24 protein-coding genes are annotated in these 22,479 nt (G+C 66.8%); 12 read left to right on the forward strand and 12 right to left on the reverse strand.

What is annotated here, in order from left to right; genetic code table 11:
• Positions 1–10: 10 nt before the first annotated feature.
• From ACZ42P_RS01725 to ACZ42P_RS01750, 6 genes are all read right to left on the reverse strand, one after another.
• On the reverse strand, positions 11–1,276 hold the full coding sequence (locus ACZ42P_RS01725; protein WP_464898383.1) for a T6SS immunity protein Tli4 family protein: 1,266 nt from the start codon (positions 1,274–1,276) through the stop codon (positions 11–13).
• A complete protein-coding gene (locus tag ACZ42P_RS01730) occupies positions 1,207–2,961 on the reverse strand; it encodes an alpha/beta hydrolase (protein WP_464898384.1) in 1,755 nt (584 codons plus the stop codon). Before ACZ42P_RS01730 ends, ACZ42P_RS01725 begins: the two co-directional genes overlap by 70 nt.
• 441 nt (positions 2,962–3,402) lie before the next feature.
• Positions 3,403–4,605, reverse strand: coding sequence for a tryptophan--tRNA ligase (locus ACZ42P_RS01735; protein WP_464898385.1), 1,203 nt, complete (start codon positions 4,603–4,605; stop codon positions 3,403–3,405).
• 11 nt (positions 4,606–4,616) lie between these two features.
• On the reverse strand, positions 4,617–5,279 hold the full coding sequence (locus ACZ42P_RS01740) for a site-2 protease family protein (RefSeq protein WP_464898386.1): 663 nt from the start codon (positions 5,277–5,279) through the stop codon (positions 4,617–4,619).
• On the reverse strand, positions 5,279–5,908 hold the full coding sequence (locus tag ACZ42P_RS01745) for an L-threonylcarbamoyladenylate synthase (RefSeq protein WP_464898387.1): 630 nt from the start codon (positions 5,906–5,908) through the stop codon (positions 5,279–5,281). The genes ACZ42P_RS01740 and ACZ42P_RS01745 overlap by 1 nt, the downstream gene beginning before the upstream one ends.
• Positions 5,909–5,946: 38 nt before the next feature.
• Complete coding sequence (locus tag ACZ42P_RS01750) at positions 5,947–6,798, reverse strand: 3',5'-nucleoside bisphosphate phosphatase (RefSeq protein WP_464898388.1); 852 nt, start codon at positions 6,796–6,798, stop codon at positions 5,947–5,949.
• Between the two features lie 186 nt (positions 6,799–6,984).
• On the opposite strand from ACZ42P_RS01750, the gene ACZ42P_RS01755 reads away from it, so the two are divergent.
• The 5 genes from ACZ42P_RS01755 to ACZ42P_RS01775 all read left to right on the forward strand — a co-directional run bounded on the left by ACZ42P_RS01755 (position 6,985) and on the right by ACZ42P_RS01775 (position 9,932).
• Positions 6,985–7,524 (forward strand): septation protein A, encoded by a 540-nt coding sequence (locus ACZ42P_RS01755; protein ID WP_464898389.1) that lies wholly within the window; start codon positions 6,985–6,987, stop codon positions 7,522–7,524.
• Positions 7,524–7,826 (forward strand): YciI family protein, encoded by a 303-nt coding sequence (locus ACZ42P_RS01760; RefSeq protein WP_464898390.1) that lies wholly within the window; start codon positions 7,524–7,526, stop codon positions 7,824–7,826. The genes ACZ42P_RS01755 and ACZ42P_RS01760 overlap by 1 nt, the downstream gene beginning before the upstream one ends.
• The gene (locus ACZ42P_RS01765) at positions 7,823–8,086 is read left to right on the forward strand and encodes a BolA family protein (protein WP_464898391.1); all 264 of its coding nucleotides are present in this window, start codon (positions 7,823–7,825) and stop codon (positions 8,084–8,086) included. The genes ACZ42P_RS01760 and ACZ42P_RS01765 overlap by 4 nt, the downstream gene beginning before the upstream one ends.
• A 22-nt stretch (positions 8,087–8,108) precedes the next feature.
• Positions 8,109–8,936: a peptidylprolyl isomerase gene (locus ACZ42P_RS01770; protein WP_464898392.1), complete on the forward strand. Its 828-nt coding sequence runs from the start codon at positions 8,109–8,111 to the stop codon at positions 8,934–8,936.
• 156 nt (positions 8,937–9,092) lie between these two features.
• Positions 9,093–9,932 carry an HDOD domain-containing protein gene (locus ACZ42P_RS01775; protein WP_464898393.1) on the forward strand — a complete coding sequence of 280 codons (840 nt, stop codon included), beginning with the start codon at positions 9,093–9,095 and terminating at the stop codon, positions 9,930–9,932.
• A gap of 10 nt (positions 9,933–9,942) precedes the next feature.
• Here the strand turns inward: ACZ42P_RS01775 and purL are convergent, their stop codons facing one another.
• On the reverse strand, positions 9,943–13,893 hold the full coding sequence (gene purL, locus ACZ42P_RS01780; RefSeq protein WP_464899347.1) for a phosphoribosylformylglycinamidine synthase: 3,951 nt from the start codon (positions 13,891–13,893) through the stop codon (positions 9,943–9,945).
• 79 nt (positions 13,894–13,972) lie between these two features.
• Positions 13,973–14,179, reverse strand: a complete 207-nt coding sequence (locus ACZ42P_RS01785) for a DUF3330 domain-containing protein (protein ID WP_464898394.1) — start codon at positions 14,177–14,179, stop codon at positions 13,973–13,975.
• Between the two features lie 88 nt (positions 14,180–14,267).
• Here ACZ42P_RS01785 and ACZ42P_RS01790 point away from each other — a divergent pair, with 88 nt between their 5' ends.
• Positions 14,268–15,764 carry an NAD(P)H-hydrate dehydratase gene (locus ACZ42P_RS01790; RefSeq protein ID WP_464898395.1) on the forward strand — a complete coding sequence of 499 codons (1,497 nt, stop codon included), beginning with the start codon at positions 14,268–14,270 and terminating at the stop codon, positions 15,762–15,764.
• On the opposite strand, the gene ACZ42P_RS01795 is transcribed toward ACZ42P_RS01790, so the two are convergent.
• The 4 genes from ACZ42P_RS01795 to ACZ42P_RS01810 are packed head-to-tail and all read right to left on the reverse strand — an operon-like array spanning position 15,754 to position 18,579.
• On the reverse strand, positions 15,754–16,509 hold the full coding sequence (locus ACZ42P_RS01795; RefSeq protein ID WP_464898396.1) for a sulfite exporter TauE/SafE family protein: 756 nt from the start codon (positions 16,507–16,509) through the stop codon (positions 15,754–15,756). The two genes, ACZ42P_RS01790 and ACZ42P_RS01795, sit on opposite strands and share 11 nt — an antisense overlap.
• Positions 16,510–16,516: 7 nt before the next feature.
• Positions 16,517–16,840 (reverse strand): DUF190 domain-containing protein, encoded by a 324-nt coding sequence (locus tag ACZ42P_RS01800; protein ID WP_464898397.1) that lies wholly within the window; start codon positions 16,838–16,840, stop codon positions 16,517–16,519.
• A gap of 4 nt (positions 16,841–16,844) precedes the next feature.
• Positions 16,845–17,228, reverse strand: a complete 384-nt coding sequence (gene crcB / locus ACZ42P_RS01805; protein ID WP_464898398.1) for a fluoride efflux transporter CrcB — start codon at positions 17,226–17,228, stop codon at positions 16,845–16,847.
• A 37-nt stretch (positions 17,229–17,265) separates the two neighbouring features.
• Positions 17,266–18,579 (reverse strand): arsenic transporter, encoded by a 1,314-nt coding sequence (locus ACZ42P_RS01810; RefSeq protein ID WP_464898399.1) that lies wholly within the window; start codon positions 18,577–18,579, stop codon positions 17,266–17,268.
• Between the two features lie 167 nt (positions 18,580–18,746).
• On the opposite strand from ACZ42P_RS01810, the gene ACZ42P_RS01815 reads away from it, so the two are divergent.
• The 6 genes from ACZ42P_RS01815 to ACZ42P_RS01840 all read left to right on the forward strand — a co-directional run bounded on the left by ACZ42P_RS01815 (position 18,747) and on the right by ACZ42P_RS01840 (position 22,362).
• Entirely contained in the window at positions 18,747–19,136 is a 390-nt protein-coding gene (locus ACZ42P_RS01815; RefSeq protein ID WP_464898400.1) for an ArsR/SmtB family transcription factor, read from the forward strand.
• Positions 19,133–20,053 carry a sulfurtransferase gene (locus ACZ42P_RS01820; RefSeq protein ID WP_464898401.1) on the forward strand — a complete coding sequence of 307 codons (921 nt, stop codon included), beginning with the start codon at positions 19,133–19,135 and terminating at the stop codon, positions 20,051–20,053. The genes ACZ42P_RS01815 and ACZ42P_RS01820 overlap by 4 nt, the downstream gene beginning before the upstream one ends.
• Positions 20,054–20,222: 169 nt before the next feature.
• The gene (locus tag ACZ42P_RS01825) at positions 20,223–21,287 is read left to right on the forward strand and encodes a permease (RefSeq protein ID WP_464898402.1); all 1,065 of its coding nucleotides are present in this window, start codon (positions 20,223–20,225) and stop codon (positions 21,285–21,287) included.
• A gap of 10 nt (positions 21,288–21,297) precedes the next feature.
• Complete coding sequence (locus ACZ42P_RS01830) at positions 21,298–21,588, forward strand: hypothetical protein (RefSeq protein WP_464898403.1); 291 nt, start codon at positions 21,298–21,300, stop codon at positions 21,586–21,588.
• A gap of 17 nt (positions 21,589–21,605) precedes the next feature.
• Positions 21,606–21,902 carry a thioredoxin family protein gene (locus tag ACZ42P_RS01835; RefSeq protein ID WP_464898404.1) on the forward strand — a complete coding sequence of 99 codons (297 nt, stop codon included), beginning with the start codon at positions 21,606–21,608 and terminating at the stop codon, positions 21,900–21,902.
• Between the two features lie 160 nt (positions 21,903–22,062).
• Positions 22,063–22,362, forward strand: coding sequence for a thioredoxin domain-containing protein (locus ACZ42P_RS01840; RefSeq protein WP_464898405.1), 300 nt, complete (start codon positions 22,063–22,065; stop codon positions 22,360–22,362).
• Positions 22,363–22,479 lie beyond the last annotated feature (117 nt).

The following is a 22,479-nucleotide window of genomic DNA, read 5'->3' on the forward strand; positions in this document are numbered from 1 at the left end:
CATTCCAGGCTCAGCCTTGCGGGGGATCATCGCCGTAGTCCACCAGCTGCCAGGTGACCTCGACGGGGGTGCCTTCCGTGCCGCCCAATAGCCCCCTGAGCCCCGGCGCGGGGCGGCTGGCCAGGCCATAGGGCATGGGGGCGCCGCGGGGGATGAAGCGGCGGCGGGGGGTGAGGCTGACGTCTTCGTTCAGGCACTGCCACAGGCCGCTTTCGGGGCAGAGGGCGCGGCTGGTGACCCGGGTGCCCAGGGGCAGGCGCGGCGGCGGGGTGGCGGCCGCGCCCTTGCCGGGCCCCGTGGGCCGCAGGCGGATGGAATTGACGATGGCGTCGAACAGGCGGATGGCCTGCTCGTCAGTGAGGGAGGGGGGACGCTCAGGGTCGGGCTCGCCGATGACATAACCCGTCTCCAGCTGCAGGTAGAAGGCCGGGTTGGTCAACGACCGGCGCTCACCCTGGGTGTCCCACACCAGATGGTGAGTGTAGAAACCGCCCTCGGTGGGATAGGCCTGGAGCAGTTCCTCGCCGCGCAGGGGGCCGACGTCGTGCCTGCCGGCGCGCAGGGTCCTGATCCGGCTGGCCAAAGCCAGCAGTTCGGCGGGAAACGGTTTCTTGGTACGGGAGAGCAGGGATTCCTCCAATTTGTCCCCGTTGGTGCGGTAGAAGACCCGGATGCTGACGTCCGGCCACTGGGGGAAACGGAAGTTGATGCTTGCCCGCTCGTAGTGGAACTCATCGCCGGCATCGGCAATGAAGCCCTCCTCGAGGCAGAAGCCCGGCTCGGTGGGGATTTCCTCCGGCAGGCGGTAGCGCAGGTTGGGAAGGAGTTTGGTTTCCAGATCCTGGAGCACCGAGTCGATTCCGCTGGCGCTGACGGCGATAGCCGCAGTCGAATACAACATGCCCTTGTCCAGGCGATAGCCCTCGAAGCCGAAAGTGGCGCGCGTGATGAGTTGTTTCGTTAACTTGAACACCCGCGCATGGGGAAAGGGACGGCGGGACTCGACTAGGCTAAATTTCTCTTCGTGCTTGCCCGCCCGAAGCTTGGCCTCCCGCTCGGCCATGCGCTGCTCGAACAGGGCGGGGCCACCGCCCAGCCGCTCGCTTCGGATCTCTCCGAACATGTACTCGTAGCTTTGGCCGCTCACCACGGCCTCCTGGGGCACGTCGATGAGAAAGCGCCCAAAACAGACGGTGCGCATGCCGGTCATGTCATCAGCGCCCCAGGCGAGGGGGCCGAGGAGGCAGAGGACGAGCCAGCAGAGCCATCGGGACATGGGAAGCTCTCCTTCTTCGATTGGGGCAGTTCAGTCACGGGTGTGGCCTGCGCCACCAGGCGGGCGATGCAGTAGCAGACGTTGTCCCACACCTCGGGATGGCGGTAGCTCGAGGCATGCTCCACGCCCTGCAGGCGGAAGCTGGCCCTGAGGCCGGCCCGTTCCACCTGGGCCCCCGAGGGCTCGGGCACCGTGCCATCGCCGGGGCCGTCCTTGGCCCCCAGCCGGAAGGGCACGGTGTCCTCGCCCAGGGCCACCTCGCAGCGTCCCAGCCCGTCCCAGTCCGTGGCCCGGGCCTGGCGGAGCCGCTCGCCCGCTTCCGGGCCGAGTTTCACGGGGCCGTCCTCGAACCGGGATGTGGCCTCCCAGCAGACCGTGTGGAAGGTGGGCAGACAGGGATCCACCCCGAAATAGGCATAGGTGTGGGGGTGGAAATAGAGACCCAAGGTGTCGTGGAAAGCCCGTGCCTCCGTGAGAGCGTTCTCATAGGCGTCAAACGGCGTAAGCTTTTTGTCCACCAGCCCCGCCGGATCGATGAGGGTTTCGTCCACCATGCCCCACCAGACGTCCTGCACCCGCTTGGCGTAGATCTCGCTGTAGGGGTCGGTTTCGGGCAGGCTCAGGAGGGTGTGGGTGCCCGCCTTCACCCGGAGCCAGCCCGGGGGATAGTCCCGGGTGGGCAGAAGCTCCAGGGCGCCGGGGGAGTGGGCCAGCACGCAGGTGGTGTCCGCCGCACTCCAGCCCAGCACCACGGCCGTGAGCTTGCCCACGAGGTCGAACAGGCCGTTGCTTTCCGTGCCCGCCCGGAAGCGGCGGTAGGTCACGGGCGCCCCCAGCGCGGGCAGCACCCCGTGCACCACCCCCAGGATGCGCTCGGGGGCCTGCTGGGCGGCGCGCCGCGCCACCAGCCCGCCCATGGAGTGGGTCACCAGGATCACCCGGCCTTCCGGGATGAAGAAGTCGCTTGCCTGGTAGTGCGCCAGGATGGCCTCGATGCGTTCGAGCAGGCGCCGGGCGGAGCGCTCGTTGCTTTCCATCCAGTTGTAGCCGCAGGCCCAGACGGGGTAGTAGTAGTCGTCCAGGCGCTGGAAGGCCGCCGGGCTCAGGGGAGGGGCCTCGCCCCGGGCGCCCCAGCGGCGGCGGGTGTCCTCATCGAGCCGCTGGGCCCGCTGCCAGACGGCAAGCGGCGTGGCGGTGGGGCGGCCGCAGTCTTCGTACTGGTCGTTGAGGGCGCGTTCCAGGGTGAGCAGAAAGGGGCCGTAGGACTCCCAGTGCACCTCCCCCCAGCCGCGCCGGCGGGCTTCCCGGGTGTCCAGGTTGTAGCAGTCGCGGGGGATCGAGACAAAGCCGCCGTCGTCCACTTCGACCCGGCTGGGGTGGAGTTGGAGCTGCCGGGCCTCCGGTTTTTGTTTTAACCGCATGCGTACTTCGCCCAAGCTTTCCCATAACCCGTTGGGCGGCCGCCAGGCAGGGACGGTTTTACCGTTTATCCGCTTCAACGACCGCAGATTGCTCCCCATGATGCCCGGCACGAACACGATGGGGATGACGTGGCGGGGTGGGGCGACACACAGGGCCCGCTGGCAAAAGTCCTCCGGGCTCAAGGTGGAGTGGAATTGCGGATTGCCCCGCTCATCGAAGCACAGCGCCACACGCCGGGTGGCAAAGGGGTTGACCGTTCCCATGCAGCTTCCTGGCTATGCAGAAAGCATACAGTATCCATGACGAAGACATAGCTCGCAAGAGGGCAGACCACTGGGTTGCCACGGGCCCGTGTTTGCGGGGGCGCACGAGTGGCGCCGCTTTCCGGGGACGGCGAGCAGTCCACACGCTTGCGCAACAGGGTGGGGGAAGTAATCCGGCAAGAGGCGCCTTCGCGACGTTCAGGCGTAACGCCGTGCCTGCCAGTCGAGGCGCTCGCGCACGATGGCCTGATAAGCAGCCGCCTGCAGCGATAAGCCCGGTTACAGCAATTCACACGCCCGGCGCGGCACGCAAGGCGAACCGCCGGCTGTGATCGAGGAAAGGGCTGGCAAAGTCCGCAAGCAGGGGGACAGATCCATGGGCGCCTCGTTCGAGGCGGCCGTTGTCTGTGACATTGGGTTATGAAGCGAGCATGACGGCCGTCAACCGTAGGACAGTCCCATGGCGTCGCGCACTTCGCGCAGGGTCTCCTGGGCCAGCTCGCGTGCCTTCTCGCAACCGTCGGCCACCAGGTTGCGCACCAGGGTGGGGTCTTCCTCGTAGGGACGCGCCCGCTCGTGCATGGGTTTCTGTTCCTCCAGCACGGCATCGATCACGGGCTGTTTGCATTCCAGGCAGCCGATGCCGGCGCTGGTGCAGCCATCGCGCACCCACTGGCGCGTGGCGTCGTCGGAATAGACCAGGTGGAACTGCCACACCGGGCATTTGTCCGGATTGCCGGGATCGGTGCGCCGCACCCGTGCCGGGTCGGTGGGCATGGTGCGGATCTTTTTCACCACGCTGTCGGCCGCTTCCCGCAGGCCGATGGTGTTGTGGTAGGACTTGGACATCTTCTGGCCATCCAGCCCGGGCATGCGCGAGGCCGCGGTGAGCAGGGCCTCCGGCTCCGGCAGGATCATCTTGCCGCTGCCTTCCAGATAGCCGAACAGGCGTTCCCGATCCGCCACCGACAGATTCTGCGCTTCATTGATGAGCGCCTTGCCGGCTTCCAGCGCCTCGACATCGCCTTCCTGCTGGTAACGGGTGCGCAGCTCCTCGTACAGGCGGGCCTTTTTGGAACCCAGTTTTTTCACCGCGAGCCTGGCCTTGTCCTCGAAGCCCGGCTCCCGGCCATAGAGATGGTTGAAACGCCGGGCGATCTCCCGCGTGAATTCGATGTGCGGCACCTGGTCCTCCCCCACCGGTACCCGGTTGGCCCGGTAGATGAGGATGTCCGCGCTCTGCAGCAGCGGGTAGCCGAGGAAGCCGTAGGTGGCCAGATCCCGGTCGGCCAGCTTTTCCTGCTGATCCTTGTAGGTGGGGATGCGCTCCAGCCAGCCCAGCGGGGTCATCATGGACAGCAGCAGATGCAGCTCGGCATGTTCGGGCACACGCGACTGAATGAACAGCGTGGCGTTGGCAGGATTGACGCCGGCGGCGAGCCAGTCGATGACCATGTTCCACACGTTCTCACCGATGGTGTGGGGACTGTCGTAGTGGGTGGTGAGGGCGTGCCAGTCCGCCACGAAGAACAGGCATTCGTATTCGTTCTGCAGGCGGATCCAGTTTTTCAGGACGCCGTGATAATGCCCCAGATGCAGACTGCCCGTGGGGCGCATACCGGAGAGGACACGTTCAGCGAACATGGCAGGAGATCCTAAGCAGCAAAAATCATGAGCAGAAGGCGGGTGGTCAACCCCACCAGCGGCCACAACAGCGCGCCCAGCACACCGGTGACCAGCAGCACGACCAGGATGAGCATGCCGTAGGGTTCGATGCGGGCGAAGCGCCAGGCATAGGGATTGGGCAAAAGGCTCACCGCGATGCGGCCGCCATCCAGCGGCGGCAGGGGGAACAGGTTGAGCACCATGAGAATGACGTTGATGAGAATGCCCTTTTCCGCCATGGCATAAAACCACGCGCCCACGCTGTCCCCAGGCAAACCGCTGCTGACGTTGGCCACCAGGATCCACAGCACAGCCATCACCAGGTTGGCCATGGGACCGGCCGCCGCCACCCACAGCATGTCACGCTTGGGCTGGCGCAGGCGGCTGAAGTTGACCGGCACCGGCTTGGCCCAGCCGAACAGGAAGCCCTGGCCGGCCAGGGCCGTGGTGAAATAGATGAACAGCGGCACCAGGATGGTGCCCACCGGATCGATGTGGCGCAGGGGGTTGAGACTGATGCGTCCTGCCTGCCAGGCAGTGGGATCACCGAAATGGCGCGCAACGTAGCCGTGGGCCGCCTCGTGCAGGGTGATGGCGAACAGCACCGGCAGCGCCAGCACCGAAATTTCGCGCAGGATCGCTTCCAGCTCCATCAGTGCTCCAGTCCGAAGGGGGCGAGACTGCCCTTGCCCTTGCGCAGCACCTGGGGGGTCTCGCCGGTGAGATCGATCACGGTGGTGGGCTCCACGCCGCAGGGGCCGGCATCCAGGATCAGGGCCACGCGTTTCTCCAGCCGTTCCCGGATCTCCTCGGGATCGTTGAGGGGCATGCCATCGCCCGGCAGGATCAGCGTGGTGGACAACAGCGGTTCACCAAGCTCGCTCAGCAAGGCCAGCGCCACCGGATGATCGGGAACGCGGATGCCAATGGTGGCCCGCCTGGGATGTTGCAACCGGCGCGGCACCTCCCGTGTGGCTTCCAGGATGAAGGTGTAACTGCCCGGTGTATTGGCCTTGAGCAGGCGGAACTGGCGGTTGTCCACCTTGGCATAGGTGGCGATCTCCGACAGGTCGCGCACCATCAGGGTCAGATGGTGATGTTCATCCAGGCCCCGGATCTGACGGAGCTGGCGCTCGGCATCCTTGTCACCCAGATGGCAGCCCAGCGCGTAACAGGAGTCCGTGGGATAAACGATCACGCCGCCGGCGCGCACGATGTCCGCGGCCTGGCGGATGAGCCGCGGCTGGGGATTCTGGGGGTGGATGGAAAAAAACTGCGCCATGGAGAAAAGACATCGCGCCCGCAACGGGCGGCCCGAATTCAGGCCGCTGCGGGCAGCACCTCGGGCCAGTCGTGCCAGACCGGAAGGCAGCCGGCGGGCAGCGGCGCGAGACGCCCCATCTCCACATAACTGTGGCCGGGACCGTGATAGTCGGAGCCGCGCGAGGCCCTGAGCCCGAACTCGCGCGCGAGCTGCGCGAAGCGCAGCGTTTCGTCCTGGGAATGGCTGCCGGACACCACCTCCACCGCGCTGCCGCCCAGATCGCGGAACTCGGCAAACAGCTCCCGCACAAGCCGCGGACCGAGATCATAGCGGCCAGGATGGGCGATGACCGCGGTGCCGCCTGCGCCGTGGATCCAAGCCAGAGCCTCGTCGAGCGCCGCCCAGGTGTGTTCCACGTAGCCGGGCCTGCCCTTCACCAGATATTTGCGGAACACGCCGCGCATGTCATCGGCATAACCCTGCTCGATCAGGAAGCGCGCGAAGTGGGTGCGGCTGATGATGTGTTCGCTGGCGTAGGCCATGGCCCCTTCCAGGCTGCCGACAATGCCGACACGCTCCAGCTCCAGCGCCATGCGCCGGGCCCGCTCGAAACGGGAGGCCCGCAGACGGGCCAGTCCCGCCAAAAGCGCCGCATTCGTCTCGTCGATGCGCAGCCCCACGATATGGACGGTGCGGCCGCGCCAGGTGACGGAAATCTCCACCCCGCTCACGAGCTGCAGGCCGTGGATGGCGGCCTCCTCGCGCGCTTCGCCAAGCCCCGCCACGTCGTCGTGGTCGGTCAGGGCGAGCACCTGCACGCCCTGGGCGGCAGCGTGGCGCACCAGCTCGCGGGGCGCGAGCAGCCCGTCGGAAATGCGGGAATGGGTGTGGAGATCGACGTGAAGCATGAAGTCTGCGCAAAAATGTCGGAGGATCATAGCAAAAATGCAGGTATGCTGTCTTGGGCGTCCGTGCTACACTTTTTGCGCCCACGAAAACCGGCCTGCGCGCCCCCCTGTGCTGGAACCCCCTGTGCTGGAACCCCCTGTGCAGGAACCCATCGTGCGCGGGTGTGTCCAACGCCGCAATCATCCGTGAAATTCTTTTTCGACCTGTTTCCCATCCTGCTGTTCTTCGTGGCCTACAAGATCTACGGGATCTTTACCGCCACGGCAGTGGCCATCGCCGCCACCTTCGCCCAGATCGGCTGGGTGTGGTGGCGCCGCCGCCACGTGGACGCCATGCTGTGGGTGAGCCTGGTCCTGATAACCGTGTTTGGCGGAGCCACCCTGTTCCTCCATGATCCGCTGTTCATCAAGTGGAAACCCACCGTGCTCTATTGGCTGTTCGCGGCGGTGCTGCTGGGCGCCGATCTCCTGTTCGGACGCAACCTGATCGCAGCCATGATGCGCCAGCAGATCAAGCTGCCCGAGTCCGTGTGGCGGCGGCTCAATTTCAGCTGGGCCGGTTTCTTCGCCCTGATGGGTGGGCTCAATCTGTTCGTCGCCTACCGTTTTTCGGAAGCAGCGTGGGTGAACTTCAAGCTGTTCGGCTTCCTCGGCATCATGCTGGTGTTCGTGCTGCTGCAGGCGCTGATGTTGGCGAAATACGTGGAGGAAGGAGAGCGTTCCTGATGCTTTACGTGATCTGGGGCGAGGACGTGCCGGACAGCCTGTCCCGCCGGCAGGCGGCACGTCCGGCGCATCTGGCGCGGCTGCAGGCGCTGCAGAACGAGGGCCGCCTGCTTTTGGCGGGCCCCTGCCCTGCCATCGACAGCCCGGATCCGGGACCGGCCGGCTTTTCCGGCAGTCTGATCGTGGCCGAATTCCCGTCGCTGGAAGACGCCCGCGCCTGGGCCGAAGCCGATCCCTATGTCAGCGCGGGCGTGTATGCGCGGGTCACCGTGAAACCGTTGCGCAAGGTCTTTCCCGCATGAGCACGGTGGAACGCATCCGGGAGCGCCTCGCGGCACTCGCGCCCCAGCATCTGGAGATCGGCGACGACAGTGCCCTGCATGCCGGCCATGCCGGCGCCCGCGAGGGTGGGCACTATCGCGTCACCATCGTGTCCGAACGTTTTGCCGGGCTGCCCACCCTGGCGCGCCACCGCCTCGTCTATGACACCCTGGGCGAATTGATGCGCACCGAGATCCACGCCCTCAGCATCACCGCCGCCACCCCGGACGAATTCTTCTGACCAACCCCAAAGAGGACCTTTCATGAAAGCCATGACTTCCCGCGTGTTGTTCGCTCTGTTCGGCAGCATGCTCACCCTGGGTGCGTGCAATGCCCAGCCCGCCGCCAAGACCGGCAATGAGGCCGTCGCCGCCACCGTCAATGGCACGCCCATCAAGCAGGCCGTGATCGACACCTTCATGCAGCAGCGCGCCGCCCAGGGTATGCCGGATACGCCCGAAGTGCGCAAGGCCGTGCTGGAGGAACTCATCAGCCGCGAGGTGGTGCGCCAGGCCGCGGTCAAGGAAGGCATCGACAAGCGGCCAGATGTGCAGATGCAGATGGATCTGGCGCGCCAGAACATCCTGCTCAATGCCTATGTGCAGGACTACGTCAAGAAGCATCCCATCACCGATGACATGATCAAGGCCGAGTACGACAAGATCCGGGCCCAGATCGGCGACAAGCAGTATCACGCGCGCCACATTCTGGTGGCGGACAGGAAAGAGGCCGAGGCCGTCATCGCCCAGCTGGCCAAGGGTGCGAAATTCGAGAAGCTGGCCCAGCAGAAATCCAAGGACTCGTCCGCCCAGAACGGCGGCGATCTGGGATGGAACGTGCCCAATGCCTACGTGAAGCCCTTTGCCGACGCCCTGGTGGCCCTCAAGAAGGGCGAATACACCAAAACGCCGGTGCAGAGCCAGTTCGGCTGGCACGTCATCAAGCTGGAAGACGTGAAGGATGCGCCCAAGCTGGAGGAGATCAAGCCCCAGCTGGTCCAGCGCCTGCAGCAGCAGCAACTGCAGCAGATGGCGGCCGAGCTGCGCGCCAAGGCCAAGATCGAATATCCCGCCCCGGCCGAAACCAAGTAAAACCCGTCGCCCGGAAACCCGGGTGCATTCCCGTTCACGAGACCGCGCCGCTCATCGCGGCGCGTTTATGCTCGCGGCCGGGGGCTGCCCGGGGCTAAAGGAAGTCGGAGAAAGGCCGATACTGTCCCCGCCTGCAAAACATTCCAATGTCGTGCCATGGTTCAGTCGCCCTCGCCGCCTCCCGACCAGGAAATCGAAGCCCTGCTCGCGCGGGGCGTCAATCTGCCACCGCAGCCGCGCATCCTCCAGGAAATCGACGCCCTGGCGCAACGCGACGATGTGAGCCTGCGGGCCATCGCCGGGCTGGTGGGCAAGGATGCCGGCCTCACGGCCCGCATCTTCAAGGTGGCACACTCGCCGGTGTTCGGCCTGCGGCGGGAAGTGGACAGCCTCGACCAGGCGCTCTCGCTGATGGGACTGAAACCGGCACTCACCGTCATCAAGAGTGCCGCGCTGCGTGATGCCCTTGGCACTGACAGCGCCCAACTGGACGCCTTCTGGGAGCGTGCCAACGACATCGCGCTGCTGTGCAGCCTGATCGTCCGGCGCCAGCAGGACGTGCTGCGCATTGCCCCGGAACACGCCCACATGGCGGGCCTGTTCCACGATTGCGGCGTGCCCATCCTCATGCAGCGTTTTCCCGGCTACTGTCGGGATATCGCCCGGACCTGGCCGGATCTGGAGCAGGAAGACGCCGCCCACAACACCAGCCACGCCGTGGTGGGCTATCTCCTGGCACGCAACTGGAAACTGCCGGAGCCGGTGTGCCAGGCCATCCGTCATCATCACGACCCCGGGCAGGGTCTCGCGACAGAGACGCCACTCATCGCCGTGCTGCTATTCGCCACCCACCTGCGCAACCTGTTCTGCGGCTACGGCGATCCGGGCTGGGCGGCAGTGGAGACCAACATCCTCGCCGAACTGGGCATCAGCCCGCTCACCCGGAACGAGTTCACGGACGAGATCCTGCACCAGTTCCAGGACAGCCTGAACTGACGCCCGCGCTTCAGCCGAGCCAGCGGCGCGCGTTGCGGAACATGCGCAGCCAGGGCCCGTCCTCCCCCCACTCCGGGGGATGCCAGGAATGCTGCACGGTCCGGAACAGGCGTTCCGGATGGGGCATCATGATGGTGAACCGGCCATCGCCGGTGGTGAGACCGGTGATGCCCTCCGGCGAACCGTTGGGATTCAGGGGATAGGTCTCCGTGGGCCGGCCGTGATGGTCCACGTAGCGCAGCGCCACGTGGGCGCGGGCGCGCTGCTCGGGGCTTGCGAATTCCGCATAGCCCTCGCCATGGGCCACCACGAGGGGCAGCCGGCTGCCCGCCATGTCCCGCAGGAAAATGGACGGGCTGTCCGTCACCTCCACCAGCACGAAGCGGGCTTCGAACTGCTCCGAGCGGTTGCGCACGAAGTGAGGCCAGTCAGCCGCCCCCGGAATGATCTCGTGCAGGTTGCTCATCATCTGGCAGCCATTGCACACGCCCAGGGCGAAGGAATCCCCGCGCCGGAAGAAGGCTTCGAATTCCTCCCGGGCCCGGGGGTTGAACAGGATGGACTTGGCCCAACCCTCCCCCGCCCCCAGCACGTCGCCGTAGGAAAAGCCGCCGCAGGCGGCGAAGCCGGCGAAGTCCTGCAGGGACACACGGCCGCCGATGATGTCGCTCATGTGCACGTCCACCGCCTCGAATCCGGCGCGGTGGAAGGCGGCCGCCATCTCCACCTGGCCATTCACACCCTGCTCGCGCAGGACGGCCACCCGCGGCCGGGCGCCGCGGGCGATGAAGGGCGCGACGATGTCCTCGGCGGGGTCGAAGGTGAGCCGCACGTTGAGCCCGGGATCGTCCACTTCCAGCAGCCGGTCGAACTCCTCCTGCGCGCACTGGGGATTGTCCCGCAGGCGCTGCATGTGGAAGCTGGTCTCGGCCCAGATGCGCTGCAGATGTGCGCGGGGCGTTGCATAGATCTCCGCGCCGTTGCGCAGCAGACGAATGGTATCGTCTGCGTTCAGGGTACCGATCACGTGCAGCTCGCTGCGCAGGCCCGCGGCGAAGAAGGTGTCCAGCACCACCCGCGTGTCGGTGCGACGCACCTGCAGCACTGCGCCCAGTTCCTCGTTGAACAGCACCGGGTAGATGTGGGGCGAGTAAGCACCGGGGGGCAGCTCCGGTTCCGGCTCGCCACGCCGCTCCACGCCCGCGCGGATCTGGTCGAAGCAGAGTTCGTCCAGATCCACCGTGATGCCCGTGTGGCCGGCGAAGGCCATCTCGCACAGGGTCACCAGCAGGCCACCGTCGGAGCGGTCGTGGTAGGCCAGGATCTTGCCCGCCCGGTTCAAGTCCTGCACGGTCTCGAAGAAGGCCCTGAGCTTGCCTGGGTTGACCACGTCAGGGCAGCGGTCACCCAGCTGGCCGTACACCTGGGCCAGCGCGGAGCCCCCCAGGCGGCCGCGCCCCGCCCCCAGGTCGATGAGGATGAGGTCGGTCTCGCCGCAGTCGGTGCGCAGCTGGGGCGTGAGGGTGCGGCGCGCATCGTACACCGGAGCGAACCCCGACACGATCAGCGACACCGGTGCCGTGACTTCCTTGCGCCGGCCGTTCTCCTCCCAGACGGTCTTCATGGACAGGGAATCCTTGCCCACGGGGATCGAGAGCCCCAGCGCGGGACACAGATCCATCCCTACCGCGCGCACCGTGTCGAACAGGGCTGCATCCTCGCCCGGATGGCCCGCGGGAGCCATCCAGTTGGCGGAGAGCTTAATGTCCGAGAGCTTCTCGATGGGCGCGGCGGCGAGATTGGTGATCACCTCCCCCACCGCCATGCGCCCGGAAGCCGGTGCGTCGATGAGGGCGAGGGGCGTGCGCTCGCCGAGGGCGAAAGCCTCGCCCAGGCAGGTGTCGTAGCCCATGAGCGTGACGGCGCAGTCCGCCACCGGCACCTGCCACGGCCCCACCATCTGGTCCCGTGCAGTGAGGCCGCCGACGGTCCGGTCACCGATGGTGATGAGAAAGGTTTTGGCCGCCACGGCAGGCAGACGCAGCACCCGCTCCACGGCCTCTTCGAGGCGCATGGACGAGAAATCCAGGGGCGGCAGGCTGCGCGCCACATGAGTCACGTCGCGGGTCATGCGCGGCGGTTTGCCCAGGATGATCTCGAGATCCACGTCCACCGGCAGATTGCCGAAATGGGGATCTTCCACCCGCAGGTGGGGCTCGGCGGTGGCGCTGCCCAGCACCGCGAAGGGACAGCGCTCCCGTTCGCAGATTTCCCGGAACCGCTCCAGGCTCTCGGGACGGATGGCGAGCACGTAGCGTTCCTGCGCCTCGTTGCACCAGATCTGCATGGGCGACATGCCGGGTTCCTCGATGGGAATCCTGCGCAGATCGAGGCGGGCCCCATGGTGGCTGGCATGCACCAGCTCGGGCAGGGCATTGGACAGGCCACCCGCTCCCACGTCGTGGATGGACAGGATGGGATTGGCCTCGCCCAGCTGCCAGCAGCGGTCGATCACCTCCTGGGCGCGGCGCTGCATTTCCGGGTTGCCCCGCTGCACCGAGTCGAAATCGAGATCTTCGGCATTGGCGCCGGTGTCCATGCTGGAAGCCGCGCCACCGCCCAGGCCGATCAAAAGCCCCGGTCCGCCCAGCTGGATGAGCAGCGCACCCGGCACCACCTCGCGCTTGTGCACGTGGGCCGCGGAAATGTTGCCGATGCCGCCGGCCAGCATGATGGGCTTGTGATAGCCCCGCATCTCCCCCGCCACCCACTGTTCGAAGGTGCGGAAATAGCCCGCCAGATTGGGACGGCCGAACTCGTTGTTGAAGGCCGCTGCGCCGATGGGCCCCTCCAGCATGATGGACAGCGCCGAGGCAATGCGCGCCGGCCGCCCGTAGGGATTCGCCTCCCAGGGCTGTTCAAAGCCGGGTATGGCCAGGTTGGACACGGAAAAACCGGTGAGCCCCGCCTTGGGCTTGGAGCCCGTGCCGGTGGCACCCTCATCGCGGATCTCGCCGCCCGCCCCCGTGGCTGCACCCGGGAAGGGCGAGATCGCGGTGGGGTGGTTGTGGGTCTCCACCTTCATCAGAATGTGGGTGAGCTCCCTGTGGAACTCGTAGCGGCCCGTGACCGGATCCGGATAAAAGCGTGCCACCGGGGCGCCCTGCATCACGGCCGCGTTGTCGGCATAGGCCACCACCGTGCCTTCCGGATGCTGCTCGTGGGTGTGGCGGATCATGGCGAACAGGCTCTTGTCCTGCCGGCGGCCGTCAATGATCCATTCCGCATTGAAGATCTTGTGCCGGCAATGCTCGGAGTTCGCCTGGGCGAACATCATCAGTTCCACGTCGGTGGGATTGCGCTCAAGCCGCGTGAAGTTCTCCACCAGGTAATCGATTTCGTCCGGCGACAGGGCGAGCCCCATGTCCCGGTTCGCCGCCACCAGCGCCTCGCGCCCACCCCCCAGGATGTCCACGGTGGCGAGGGGCCGGGGGCTGTGGTGGGCAAAAAGTTCGTTCACCCGGTCCAGCTCGGTGAGCACGGTTTCGGTCATGCGGTCGTGGATCAGGGGAAACAGCGCACGCCGCTCCTCCGCCTCCAGCGGCGCCCAGCCCGCCTTGCGGAAATACCAGGCCACACCGCGCTCGATGCGCTCCACTGCGCCCAGGCCGCAATGGTGGGCGATGTCCGTGGCCTTGGAAGACCAGGGGGAAATCGTGCCGATGCGCGGCACCACGAGGAACAGGTCACCCCGTGCGTCCCCGGGCTCGCCGGCCGGGCCATAGGTGAGCAGGCGTTCCAGCCGGCTGCGTTCCTCCGGCGTCAGCGGCCGGCTCACCGCGGCAAAGTGCCAGAATTCGGCATGGACCGCGGTGACCGAGGGCACCGCGGCGGCGAGGCTTTGCTTGAGCTTGTCGAGACGAAAAGGGGAGAGGGCGCTGCGTCCACGCAGCTGGATGATCTGGGACATGTTCCGGATTTCGCAGGGGAAACCGGAATTTTACCCGAAACGGTCAGGCGCCGGGCGCGCGCCGCAGCGGTCACTGCGGCTTACCGAGCTTTTCCTTCCAGCGTGCCACGCAGTCCAGGCCGCAGAAATACTGGACGTAGTCCGGTCCTTCCGCGGTGAGCGCCACGTCCGCCGGAATCTCGGCCAGACAGGTGGCACAGGACACGATCTCGCAGGCGTCCGTCTGGTCGCAGTTGACGATGGGCGCGCCCGCCGGGTTCACTTTTTCGCTTGCCATAATCGCCTCCTTGCGCAGGCGGGGGCTTGCGTCCCCATGCTATATTGCGGCAGCCCGCCGCAAAACCTTAGACCGCACGATTGGCCGAATGTCCCCGCCCCTGCCCATTTATCCCACCGCCGGTATCCGTGAAATCGAGCGTGGCGTCGTCCCGGCCCCGGACCAGCCGCCGCTCATGGAGCGCGCGGGTCTGGCCGCCGCCGAACTGGCCCGGGCGCTGGCGGCGGACGGACGTCCCATCCTCGTCCTGGCCGGTCCCGGCAACAACGGCGGCGATGCCCTGGTGGCGGCACGCTGGCTCAAGCAGTGGTTCTACCGGGTGGAGGTGGCGTTCCGCGCGGACGAGGCCCGGCTGCCACCGGACGCCGCGGCAGCCCTCGCCGCCTGGCGCGCGGCGGGCGGCACCTGTCGGCCGGCTCTGCCCGACGACCGGAACTTAGGGCTCGTCATCGACGGGCTGTTCGGCATCGGCCTGACCCGCCCGCTCGAGGCCCCCTATTCCGACTGGGTGCAGCGTGTGAACGCACTGGGCGTGCCCATCCTGGCGCTGGACGTCCCCAGCGGCCTGGACGCCGACAGCGGCTGCGTGCACGGTCCGACCATCCGCGCGCGGCACACGGTCACCTTCCTCGCCCTCAAGCCGGGGCTGCTCACCGGGGACGGTCCCGATCATTGCGGCGAGCTCCACTTGCGCACCCTGGACGTGCAGGCCCCCATGTACCACCCGGCACCGGGCTGGCTGCTGGATGCCACCCTGGTGCGAAGCCTGTTGCCGCCGCGCCCCCTCAACAGCCACAAGGGCCTGTTCGGCTCGGTGGGCGTCCTGGGTGGTGCACCGGGCATGACCGGTGCCGCTTTGCTTGCGGGACGCGCGGCCCTTCATGCCGGCGCCGGCCGGGTCTATCTTGGGCTCATCAGCGACGCGGCGCCGGCCGTGGATGCCCTGCAGCCGGAACTGATGCTGCGGCCCGCGGCCCACCTGCTGGATGCCCCCCATCTCACCGTCCTGGTGGCAGGTCCCGGCCTGGGCCGCTCGGCGGCCGCCGGCGCCCATCTGGAACAGGTGCTGGCAAGCGACAGGCCGGTGGTGCTGGACGCGGACGCGCTCAACCTCATCGCCGCAAGCGCCACCCTGCAGGAACTGACAGCCCAGCGCAGGGCGCCCACTCTGATGACGCCCCACCCCGCGGAAGCGGCGCGCCTGATCGGCGCCGGTGTCGGTGACGTCCTGTGCCAGCGGGTGGAAGTGGCCAGCCTGATCGCGGCGCGCTTCAACGCCTTCGTGGCCCTCAAGGGCGTCGGCACGGTATGCGCCATGCCCAACGCCACCTGGTTCATCAACACGAGCGGCAATCCGGGGCTCGCCAGCGCCGGCACCGGCGACGTGCTGGCTGGCCTCATGGGTGCCCTGCTCGCCCAGGGACTCGCGCCGCGCGATGCCCTGCTGCTGGCGGTGCACCTGCACGGTGCCGCCGCCGACCGGCTGCGGGACAAGGGCATCGGCCCGGTGGGCATGACCGCCACCGAGGTGATCGGCGCGGCGCGCGACCTGCTCAACGAATGGGTGTACGGCGTCAGCCGATGATGAGACGGGCGCCGATGAGGAGGGTCACCCCCTCGAAGGCACGCTTGATCCAGACATTGCCCTTCTTCAGGGCGAAATGGGCGCCGGCATAGCCGCCGAGCAGCGAGCCGGCGAGCAGGGCCGGCATCCAGTCCCAGGCGATGCGCCCGATCCAGCCCAGCACCAGGGCGCCGGTCCCGTTCCAGAACACCCCACACAGCACCAGGGTGTAGGCCACCGCCCGCCTGTAGTCCAGGCCGAACCAGCGGACCAGCCACAGGGTGAGGAAGAGCCCGGTGCCGGACGTGATGGAACCGTTCAGGAAGCCGACGCCAAACAGCCCGAGCATGCCCGCCGCCAGTGCCCGCCCTTCCCGGTTGCGCGGCGCATGCTCCAGCCCCAGCCGGGGTTTGAGCGCGGAATACAGGCCCAGGCCCATGGTCAGCACACCCAGCGCCACCGTGGCCCAGCGTTCCGGCACACGCAGGATGGTGTTGGCCCCCAGCACCACCCCTGGCAGCCCGGCCCCGAGGATGAGCAGGGAGAAGTGCCGCTCCAGGGTGCTCTCCCGCAGGTGACGCAGGGTCGCCCCCAGACCCAGGGCGACGCTGGCCACCTTGTGGGTGGCGAGCGCCACCCCGAAGGGCAGCCCCAGGAAGATCAGCATGGGAAACTGGATGAGCCCCGCCCCGCCGCCGGACAGGGCGGAAAACCAGTTGGCGACGAAGGAAGCGACGAAGAGGACGAGATGGCCGAAAAGATCCATCGGCCCGTCAGCCGGTCCGGCCGGTGACCCCGTGCTGGGCCGGCAGTATGGCGTAGAACAGGCTGAGTCCCTCCTCGCCGATCCTGTCCAGAAGACGCTGCGCCGCCTCGTCCGAGGTGACGAAGCCCACCTCCACCGGCACGTCGCCCGCCAGCTCGAAGAAGCTCTCCTCGTGCATCACGCCATGGCGCCCGTAGCCCGCGATGGCGCGAAAGGCGGACCCGCCGGGAATGCCCAGGGCGTGGGCCTGTTCCAGTAGCCACTCATAAAGCAGCCGGCCGCGGTGGCGCTGCTTTTCCTCGGTGTAGATCTTCAGAAACACGTCGGCCACGGGATCACCCCCTGATCAGTTTGAAGGTCCAGATACCCACCGCCGTGAGGCTCAGGGAACCCAGCAGATGCGCCGCGGCGGTGGCGAACGCCCAGCCAAACTGCTCCCGCAGCATGAGGGTCACCACCTCGGCGGAAAACGTGGAAAACGTGGTGAGCGCGTCCAGGAAGCCGGTCACGGCGAACAGCCGCCATTCCGGTGCCAGTCCTGCGTGATGGCCGAAAAAGGCCACCGCCAGCCCGATGAGATAACCGCCCAGAAGATTGGCCGCGAGGGTGCCGAAGGGCAGCGTCGGAAACACCGGGTTGAGCCAGAGGCCCAGGCCCCAGCGCAGCCACGCGCCCAGCACGGCACCCACCGCCACCGCCAGCAGCGCATACAGATTCATGGATCGTCTCCAGAAAAACGCAAGGATAACCCGTCCCTCAACGAATCAGGGCGAGCCAGCCCGCCAGGGCCAGCAGGGTCACTCCCAGCACGGGCAGCGTGAGCAGCACCCCCAGCCGCAGATATTCCAGCCAGCCGATGCGCATACCGCGCTGGGCCAGCACATGCAGCCAGAGCAGCGTGGCAAGGCTGCCGATGGGCGTCATCTTGGGGCCGATGTTGCAGCCCACCACGTTGGCGTAAATCATGGCCTCGCGCAGCAGGGACGGCAGCGCTGCATCGTGGATTGCGAGACTGCCCACCAGCACCGCCGGCAGATTGTTCATGACCGCCGAGAGCAAGCCGAACAGCAGGCCACTGACAAGGGTGGCGAGCAACAGGCCGTGGGATGCCAGGGCTTCCAGGGCCTGCGTGAGCAGGAGGGTCAACCCGGCGTTGCGCAGGCCGAACACCACCAGATACATGCCCAGGGAGAAAATCACCACCTGCCACGGCGCCTCCCGCACCAGTGTCCAGAGGGGGATCACCGCCTTCGGTTGGCGCCGCAGGAAATGCTCGCGGCCCGCGGCCAGCAGCAGTACCAGTGCGCCGCTGCCGGTGATGGCGGCCGTGGGCAGCCTCAGGGCATGGGCGGCCAGATAGCCCGCAAGCACGGCCGGCAGAACCAGCCAGCCGGTGCGGAAGACCACCGCATCGCGAATGGCCGCAGCCGGTTCGTCCAGGGTGCCGGCATCGAAGCGTGCCGGCACGTCACGCCGGAACACCAGCCACAGCACCGCCAGGCTCGCCGCCAGCGCTGCCAGGTTCACCACGACCATCACCGCCGCGTAGTCGAGGAAGCTCAGCCCGAAATAGTTGGCGACGATGATGTTGGTGAGATTGGAAACCTTGAAGGGCAGGCTCGCCGTATCCGCCACGAAGCCGGTGGCCAGCACGAAGGCCAGCATCGCCCGCGGCGTGAAACGCAGCGCGTGCAGCATCTCCAGCACCAGCGGCGTGAGGATGAGGATGGCCCCGTCATTGGCAAGCAGCGCCGCCACCGCCGCGGTGAGCAGGGCCAAAAGCAGAAACAGCCAGGGTCCCCGTCCCCCCGCCCAGCGTCCCACCGTGAGAGCGGCCCATTCGAAGAAACCCGCCGCATCCAGCACGAGGGAAATCAGGATCAGGCCCACCAACGTGAAAGTGGCGTCCCAGACGATGTCCCATACCACCGGCACGTCCGCCGGATGCACCACGCCCAAGGCGAGAGCGACCAGTGCCCCGCCCACGGCGGTCCAGCCAATGGGCAAGCCGCGCGGCTGCCAGATCACCAGCACCAGGGTGATGAGGAACAGCGCGAAGGCGAGCGTCATCGGCAAGGTTTCCAAGAGGGTCGGGGGCGCGCGGCGAAAACGCGCGCCACTCTACCGGAGTCAAAGTCGGGCAACAAGGCGGACGGCGAAAGGGAACGTCATTTTCTTTGGCCATGGCAGCAGCACCGCGCTTGACTTCATTTCAATGTTTGTTGTATCGTTGAATCGTGAACAACGAGACCGCCATTCCCATCCTGGAGTCCCTCGCCTCGGCCCCGAGGCTCAACATCTACCGGCTGCTGGTGCGCTACGGCAGTCAGGGGCTGGTGGCGGGCGAGATCGCCGGCATTTTGGGCCTTGCGCCCAGCAATCTCTCGTTCCATCTCAAGGCATTGGCCCAGGCGGGGCTGGTGACGCCGGTGCAGGAGGGCCGCTTCGTGCGCTACCGCGCCAACATTCCCCTGATGCTGGAACTGATCGCCTACCTCACCGAGGAATGTTGCGCCCACCAGCCCGGCGAATGCGCCAGCCTGCGCGCCGCGTCGCCCTGCCCGCCCCAGGTCCTGCCTCCCCTTGCCCGCCCACGTGCCAAACGCAAATCCGGAGTCAAAGCATGAAACGCCTGTTCCTGCTGTTTGCGGCCCTGCTCGCTTTCGCTCCGGCTGCCTTCGCCGACCGTTCCTTCCTGGTGGATGCGGACTGGCTCGCCAGCCAGATGAAAAATCCCAAGCTGGTGGTGCTGGAGGTACGCTACCACCCCCACCGCCACTTCACCGTGGGCCACATCCCGGGCGCGGTGCAGGTGCAGCGCTTCAAGGATCTGGGCGACAACGACGGCCGTTCCATCATGCTGTTTCCCAGCCGGGAGAAATTCCAGGCCACCCTGCGCCGCTGGGGCATCGACGACGACTCGCTCATCGTGCTCTACGACGATTCCCGCACGGCCCTGACCGCACGGCTTTATTTCCTGCTTGCGCTCTACGGCTACGACATGAGCCGGGTCAAGATCCTCGATGGTGGCACGGTGGAATGGACGGCCTTCAACGAACTCAGCCGCACGCCGACGCCGCCGCGCAGGCCCGGCAAGGTCACCCTCAAGCCCGCCGACCGGCGTCTGTTCGCGGAATGGCCGGAGGTCTATGACCAGGTGGTGTCGCGGCGGGACCCCAATATCGTGCTGGTGGATGCGCGCCCCCATGACATGTACACGGGCAAGGTGGTGCGCCACGCCGTGCAGGCCGGCCACATCCCGGGTGCCATCAACGTGGTGAGCCTGGACGGCACCGACGCCCAAACCCAGAAGTGGCTGTCCGAGGATCAGCTCGCGGCCCTCTACAGGGACGTGCCCAAGGACAAGACCGTCTATCTCTACTGCCATGACGGTTTCCGCATGAGCCTGGGCTGGCTGCAACTCAAATCCTTGGGTTATCGGGATGTGCGTGTGCTCAATGGTGGCTGGAGCATCTGGGACCGTGCCATGACCCTGCCCGTGGTGGAGGGCGAGGCCCCCTACGATGCCGATTTCGCGCTGTGATATGGGCACCCCCTCCCTTGATGGGAGAGGGCTGGGGAGAGGGTGAAACGATGGCGGACCGATTGCAAGTTGGCGAGATTGAGCCGCCGCCCCCTCACCCTGCCCCGCTCCCACAAGGGGAGAGGGAATATCCTCAATGCAGTCTTCGACCCATAAGGAGGGAGTCGGCATGAACACTGTTGAAACCGCGGCCGGCAAAGCGCCCCAGCCCATGGGCCTGGGCGCCTGGATCGCCGCCATTGCCGCCGCGGCCGCGCTCTGGCTGCTGGCCTACGCGCATCTGACCGAGTTCGCCGATTTCGTCGTCGGCGCCCTCGGGCTTTCCCGCAGCACCCATCTCGGCGAGGCGGTGCATTTCTTTTTCTACGACACGCCCAAGGTGCTGCTGCTGCTCGTCGGCATCGTGTTCCTGATGGGTATCATTCAGACCTTCTTCGCGCCGGCGCGCACCCGCGCCCTGCTGTCCGGCAGAAAACTCGGCATCGGCAACGTGCTCGCCGCCAGTCTGGGCATCGTTACCCCCTTTTGCTCCTGTTCCGCCGTGCCGCTTTTCATCGGCTTTCTCTCCGCCGGCGTGCCGCTAGGGGTGACCTTTTCCTTCCTGATTTCCGCGCCCATGGTGAATGAGGTGGCGCTCGCCCTGCTGTTCGGCCTGTTCGGCTGGAAGGTGGCGGCGCTGTATCTGGGCCTGGGCCTCACGGTGGCCATCGTCGCCGGTCTCGTCATCGGCGAGCTGAAAATGGAGCGCCACCTGCAGGACTGGGTGCGCGGCATCCACATGGGTGAAGCCGCCGCCGTCACCGGTGAAACACTCGACTGGCCGGCCCGTTTCCGCGCCGGGCTGCATCACGTGAAGGAGATCGTCGGCAAGGTCTGGCCCTACGTCCTGCTCGGCATCGCCGTCGGCGCCGGCATCCACGGCTATGTCCCGGAGGACTTCATGGCCTCCATCATGGGCAGGGACGCGCCCTGGTGGGCGATGCCGGCGGCGGTGGCCCTCGGCGTGCCCATGTACACCAACGCGGCCGGCATCCTGCCGGTGGTGGAGGCCCTGATCGGCAAGGGCGCGGCCCTCGGCACGACGCTGGCCTTCATGATGAGCGTCATCGCCCTGTCGCTGCCGGAAGTGCTCATCCTGCGCAAGGTGCTCAAGCTGCCCCTCATTCTCACCTTCGTGGGGGTGGTGTCGGCGGGCATCCTGCTGGTGGGCTACGTGTTCAACGCCATTCTGTAAAGGAGTTCCCATGAGTGAAGCGACCCTGCACCCCTCCATCGTCGCCCTGGTGTCGCTCGCGGCCAATATCGCGGCCAACCATCCGAAACAGGGCCTGTGCCAGGTGGACAAGCTCAAGTCCTACGGCGTCGCCAAGGAGCAGATCGACCTGGTGATCGAGATCGCACGTCATATCCGCGACGAAGCGGCGCAGATGCTCGACGCCCGTTTCGACGAAGCCTATGCCGGCACCACGCCGGCGGCGCCCGAGCCCGCGGCCGCCTGCTGCACGCCCACCAAATCCGGCGCATCCTGCTGCTGAATCAAGGAGACCTCCCAATGATGAACATCAAGGTACTGGGTACCGGCTGTGCCAACTGCAAAACCACCCTCAAGCTGATCGAGGACGCCGCCCGCGCCAAGGGCGTGGCCGTGCAACTGGAGAAGGTGGAAGACATCGCCGAGATCATGAAATACGGTGTGATGACCACCCCGGGTGTCGTCATCGACGGCAAGGTGGTGCACGCAGGCGGCATTCCCTCCAAGGAAAAGATCGACGGCTGGCTGGCAGGCAACGCCACGGCTGCCGCAACCGGCGCCGCGGGCGGCTGCTGCAGCGGCGGCAAGTGTGGCTGACAGGCCGTTGAAAAACGCAGCGGGCATGGCCCGCCGCGGGGCGCACGACGCGCGGCGACCGAAAGACAACGAGCCGTTGGGCGGGGGCGCGAACACTGCGCCGCTGATGGTACCCCACGGCGGTTTTGCAACGGCCTGCCCCAGCGTGTGATCCCACAACGTGCCTGCCTGCAGCCCCCCTTCCCCCGACGCTCCGCGCCTTGCCCTGACCCTGGTGGGTCGCGGCGAGCCCCTGTTGCGTCTGGAGAAGCGCCTGCACTGCGCGGCTGCCGGGCTGGGGCTGGCGGTGGATCTGGACATCCGCAAGGATGCCGAGGCGCTGGGCATCGCCCACGAACGCACGCCCGTCGTATTGCGGAACGGAGAGGTGGTGCTGGAGGGATTGCCGCGCACGGAAGACATCGAGGCCTGGCTGCGCGGGATTTTCCCGGCTGTGGCATGCGGCGTTCGGCGGACGTAGCCAAACCCCGGTTCCGCCATGTTATGCTCCATGGCCGTCACACCGCTGCCGGTTAAGTTTCGCCATGTTCCCCGATCTTGCATGCCCCAGGCCACCCATGACCTCCCGGAGACGCCA

The sequence above is a fragment of the Thiobacter subterraneus genome, assembly GCF_055379455.1.

Coding starts and splice junctions, on each gene's coding strand:
- ACZ42P_RS01725 (WP_464898383.1), bottom strand. CDS start 1,276: ATGTCCCGATGGCTCTGCTGGCTCGTCCTCTGCCTCCTCGGCCCCCTC.
- ACZ42P_RS01730 (WP_464898384.1), bottom strand. CDS start 2,961: ATGGGAACGGTCAACCCCTTTGCCACCCGGCGTGTGGCGCTGTGCTTC.
- ACZ42P_RS01735 (WP_464898385.1), bottom strand. CDS start 4,605: ATGTTCGCTGAACGTGTCCTCTCCGGTATGCGCCCCACGGGCAGTCTG.
- ACZ42P_RS01740 (WP_464898386.1), bottom strand. CDS start 5,279: ATGGAGCTGGAAGCGATCCTGCGCGAAATTTCGGTGCTGGCGCTGCCG.
- ACZ42P_RS01745 (WP_464898387.1), bottom strand. CDS start 5,908: ATGGCGCAGTTTTTTTCCATCCACCCCCAGAATCCCCAGCCGCGGCTC.
- ACZ42P_RS01750 (WP_464898388.1), bottom strand. CDS start 6,798: ATGCTTCACGTCGATCTCCACACCCATTCCCGCATTTCCGACGGGCTG.
- ACZ42P_RS01760 (WP_464898390.1), top strand. CDS start 7,524: ATGCTTTACGTGATCTGGGGCGAGGACGTGCCGGACAGCCTGTCCCGC.
- ACZ42P_RS01765 (WP_464898391.1), top strand. CDS start 7,823: ATGAGCACGGTGGAACGCATCCGGGAGCGCCTCGCGGCACTCGCGCCC.
- ACZ42P_RS01770 (WP_464898392.1), top strand. CDS start 8,109: ATGAAAGCCATGACTTCCCGCGTGTTGTTCGCTCTGTTCGGCAGCATG.
- ACZ42P_RS01775 (WP_464898393.1), top strand. CDS start 9,093: ATGGTTCAGTCGCCCTCGCCGCCTCCCGACCAGGAAATCGAAGCCCTG.
- ACZ42P_RS01785 (WP_464898394.1), bottom strand. CDS start 14,179: ATGGCAAGCGAAAAAGTGAACCCGGCGGGCGCGCCCATCGTCAACTGC.
- ACZ42P_RS01790 (WP_464898395.1), top strand. CDS start 14,268: ATGTCCCCGCCCCTGCCCATTTATCCCACCGCCGGTATCCGTGAAATC.
- ACZ42P_RS01795 (WP_464898396.1), bottom strand. CDS start 16,509: ATGGATCTTTTCGGCCATCTCGTCCTCTTCGTCGCTTCCTTCGTCGCC.
- crcB (WP_464898398.1), bottom strand. CDS start 17,228: ATGAATCTGTATGCGCTGCTGGCGGTGGCGGTGGGTGCCGTGCTGGGC.
- ACZ42P_RS01810 (WP_464898399.1), bottom strand. CDS start 18,579: ATGACGCTCGCCTTCGCGCTGTTCCTCATCACCCTGGTGCTGGTGATC.
- ACZ42P_RS01820 (WP_464898401.1), top strand. CDS start 19,133: ATGAAACGCCTGTTCCTGCTGTTTGCGGCCCTGCTCGCTTTCGCTCCG.
- ACZ42P_RS01825 (WP_464898402.1), top strand. CDS start 20,223: ATGAACACTGTTGAAACCGCGGCCGGCAAAGCGCCCCAGCCCATGGGC.
- ACZ42P_RS01830 (WP_464898403.1), top strand. CDS start 21,298: ATGAGTGAAGCGACCCTGCACCCCTCCATCGTCGCCCTGGTGTCGCTC.
- ACZ42P_RS01835 (WP_464898404.1), top strand. CDS start 21,606: ATGATGAACATCAAGGTACTGGGTACCGGCTGTGCCAACTGCAAAACC.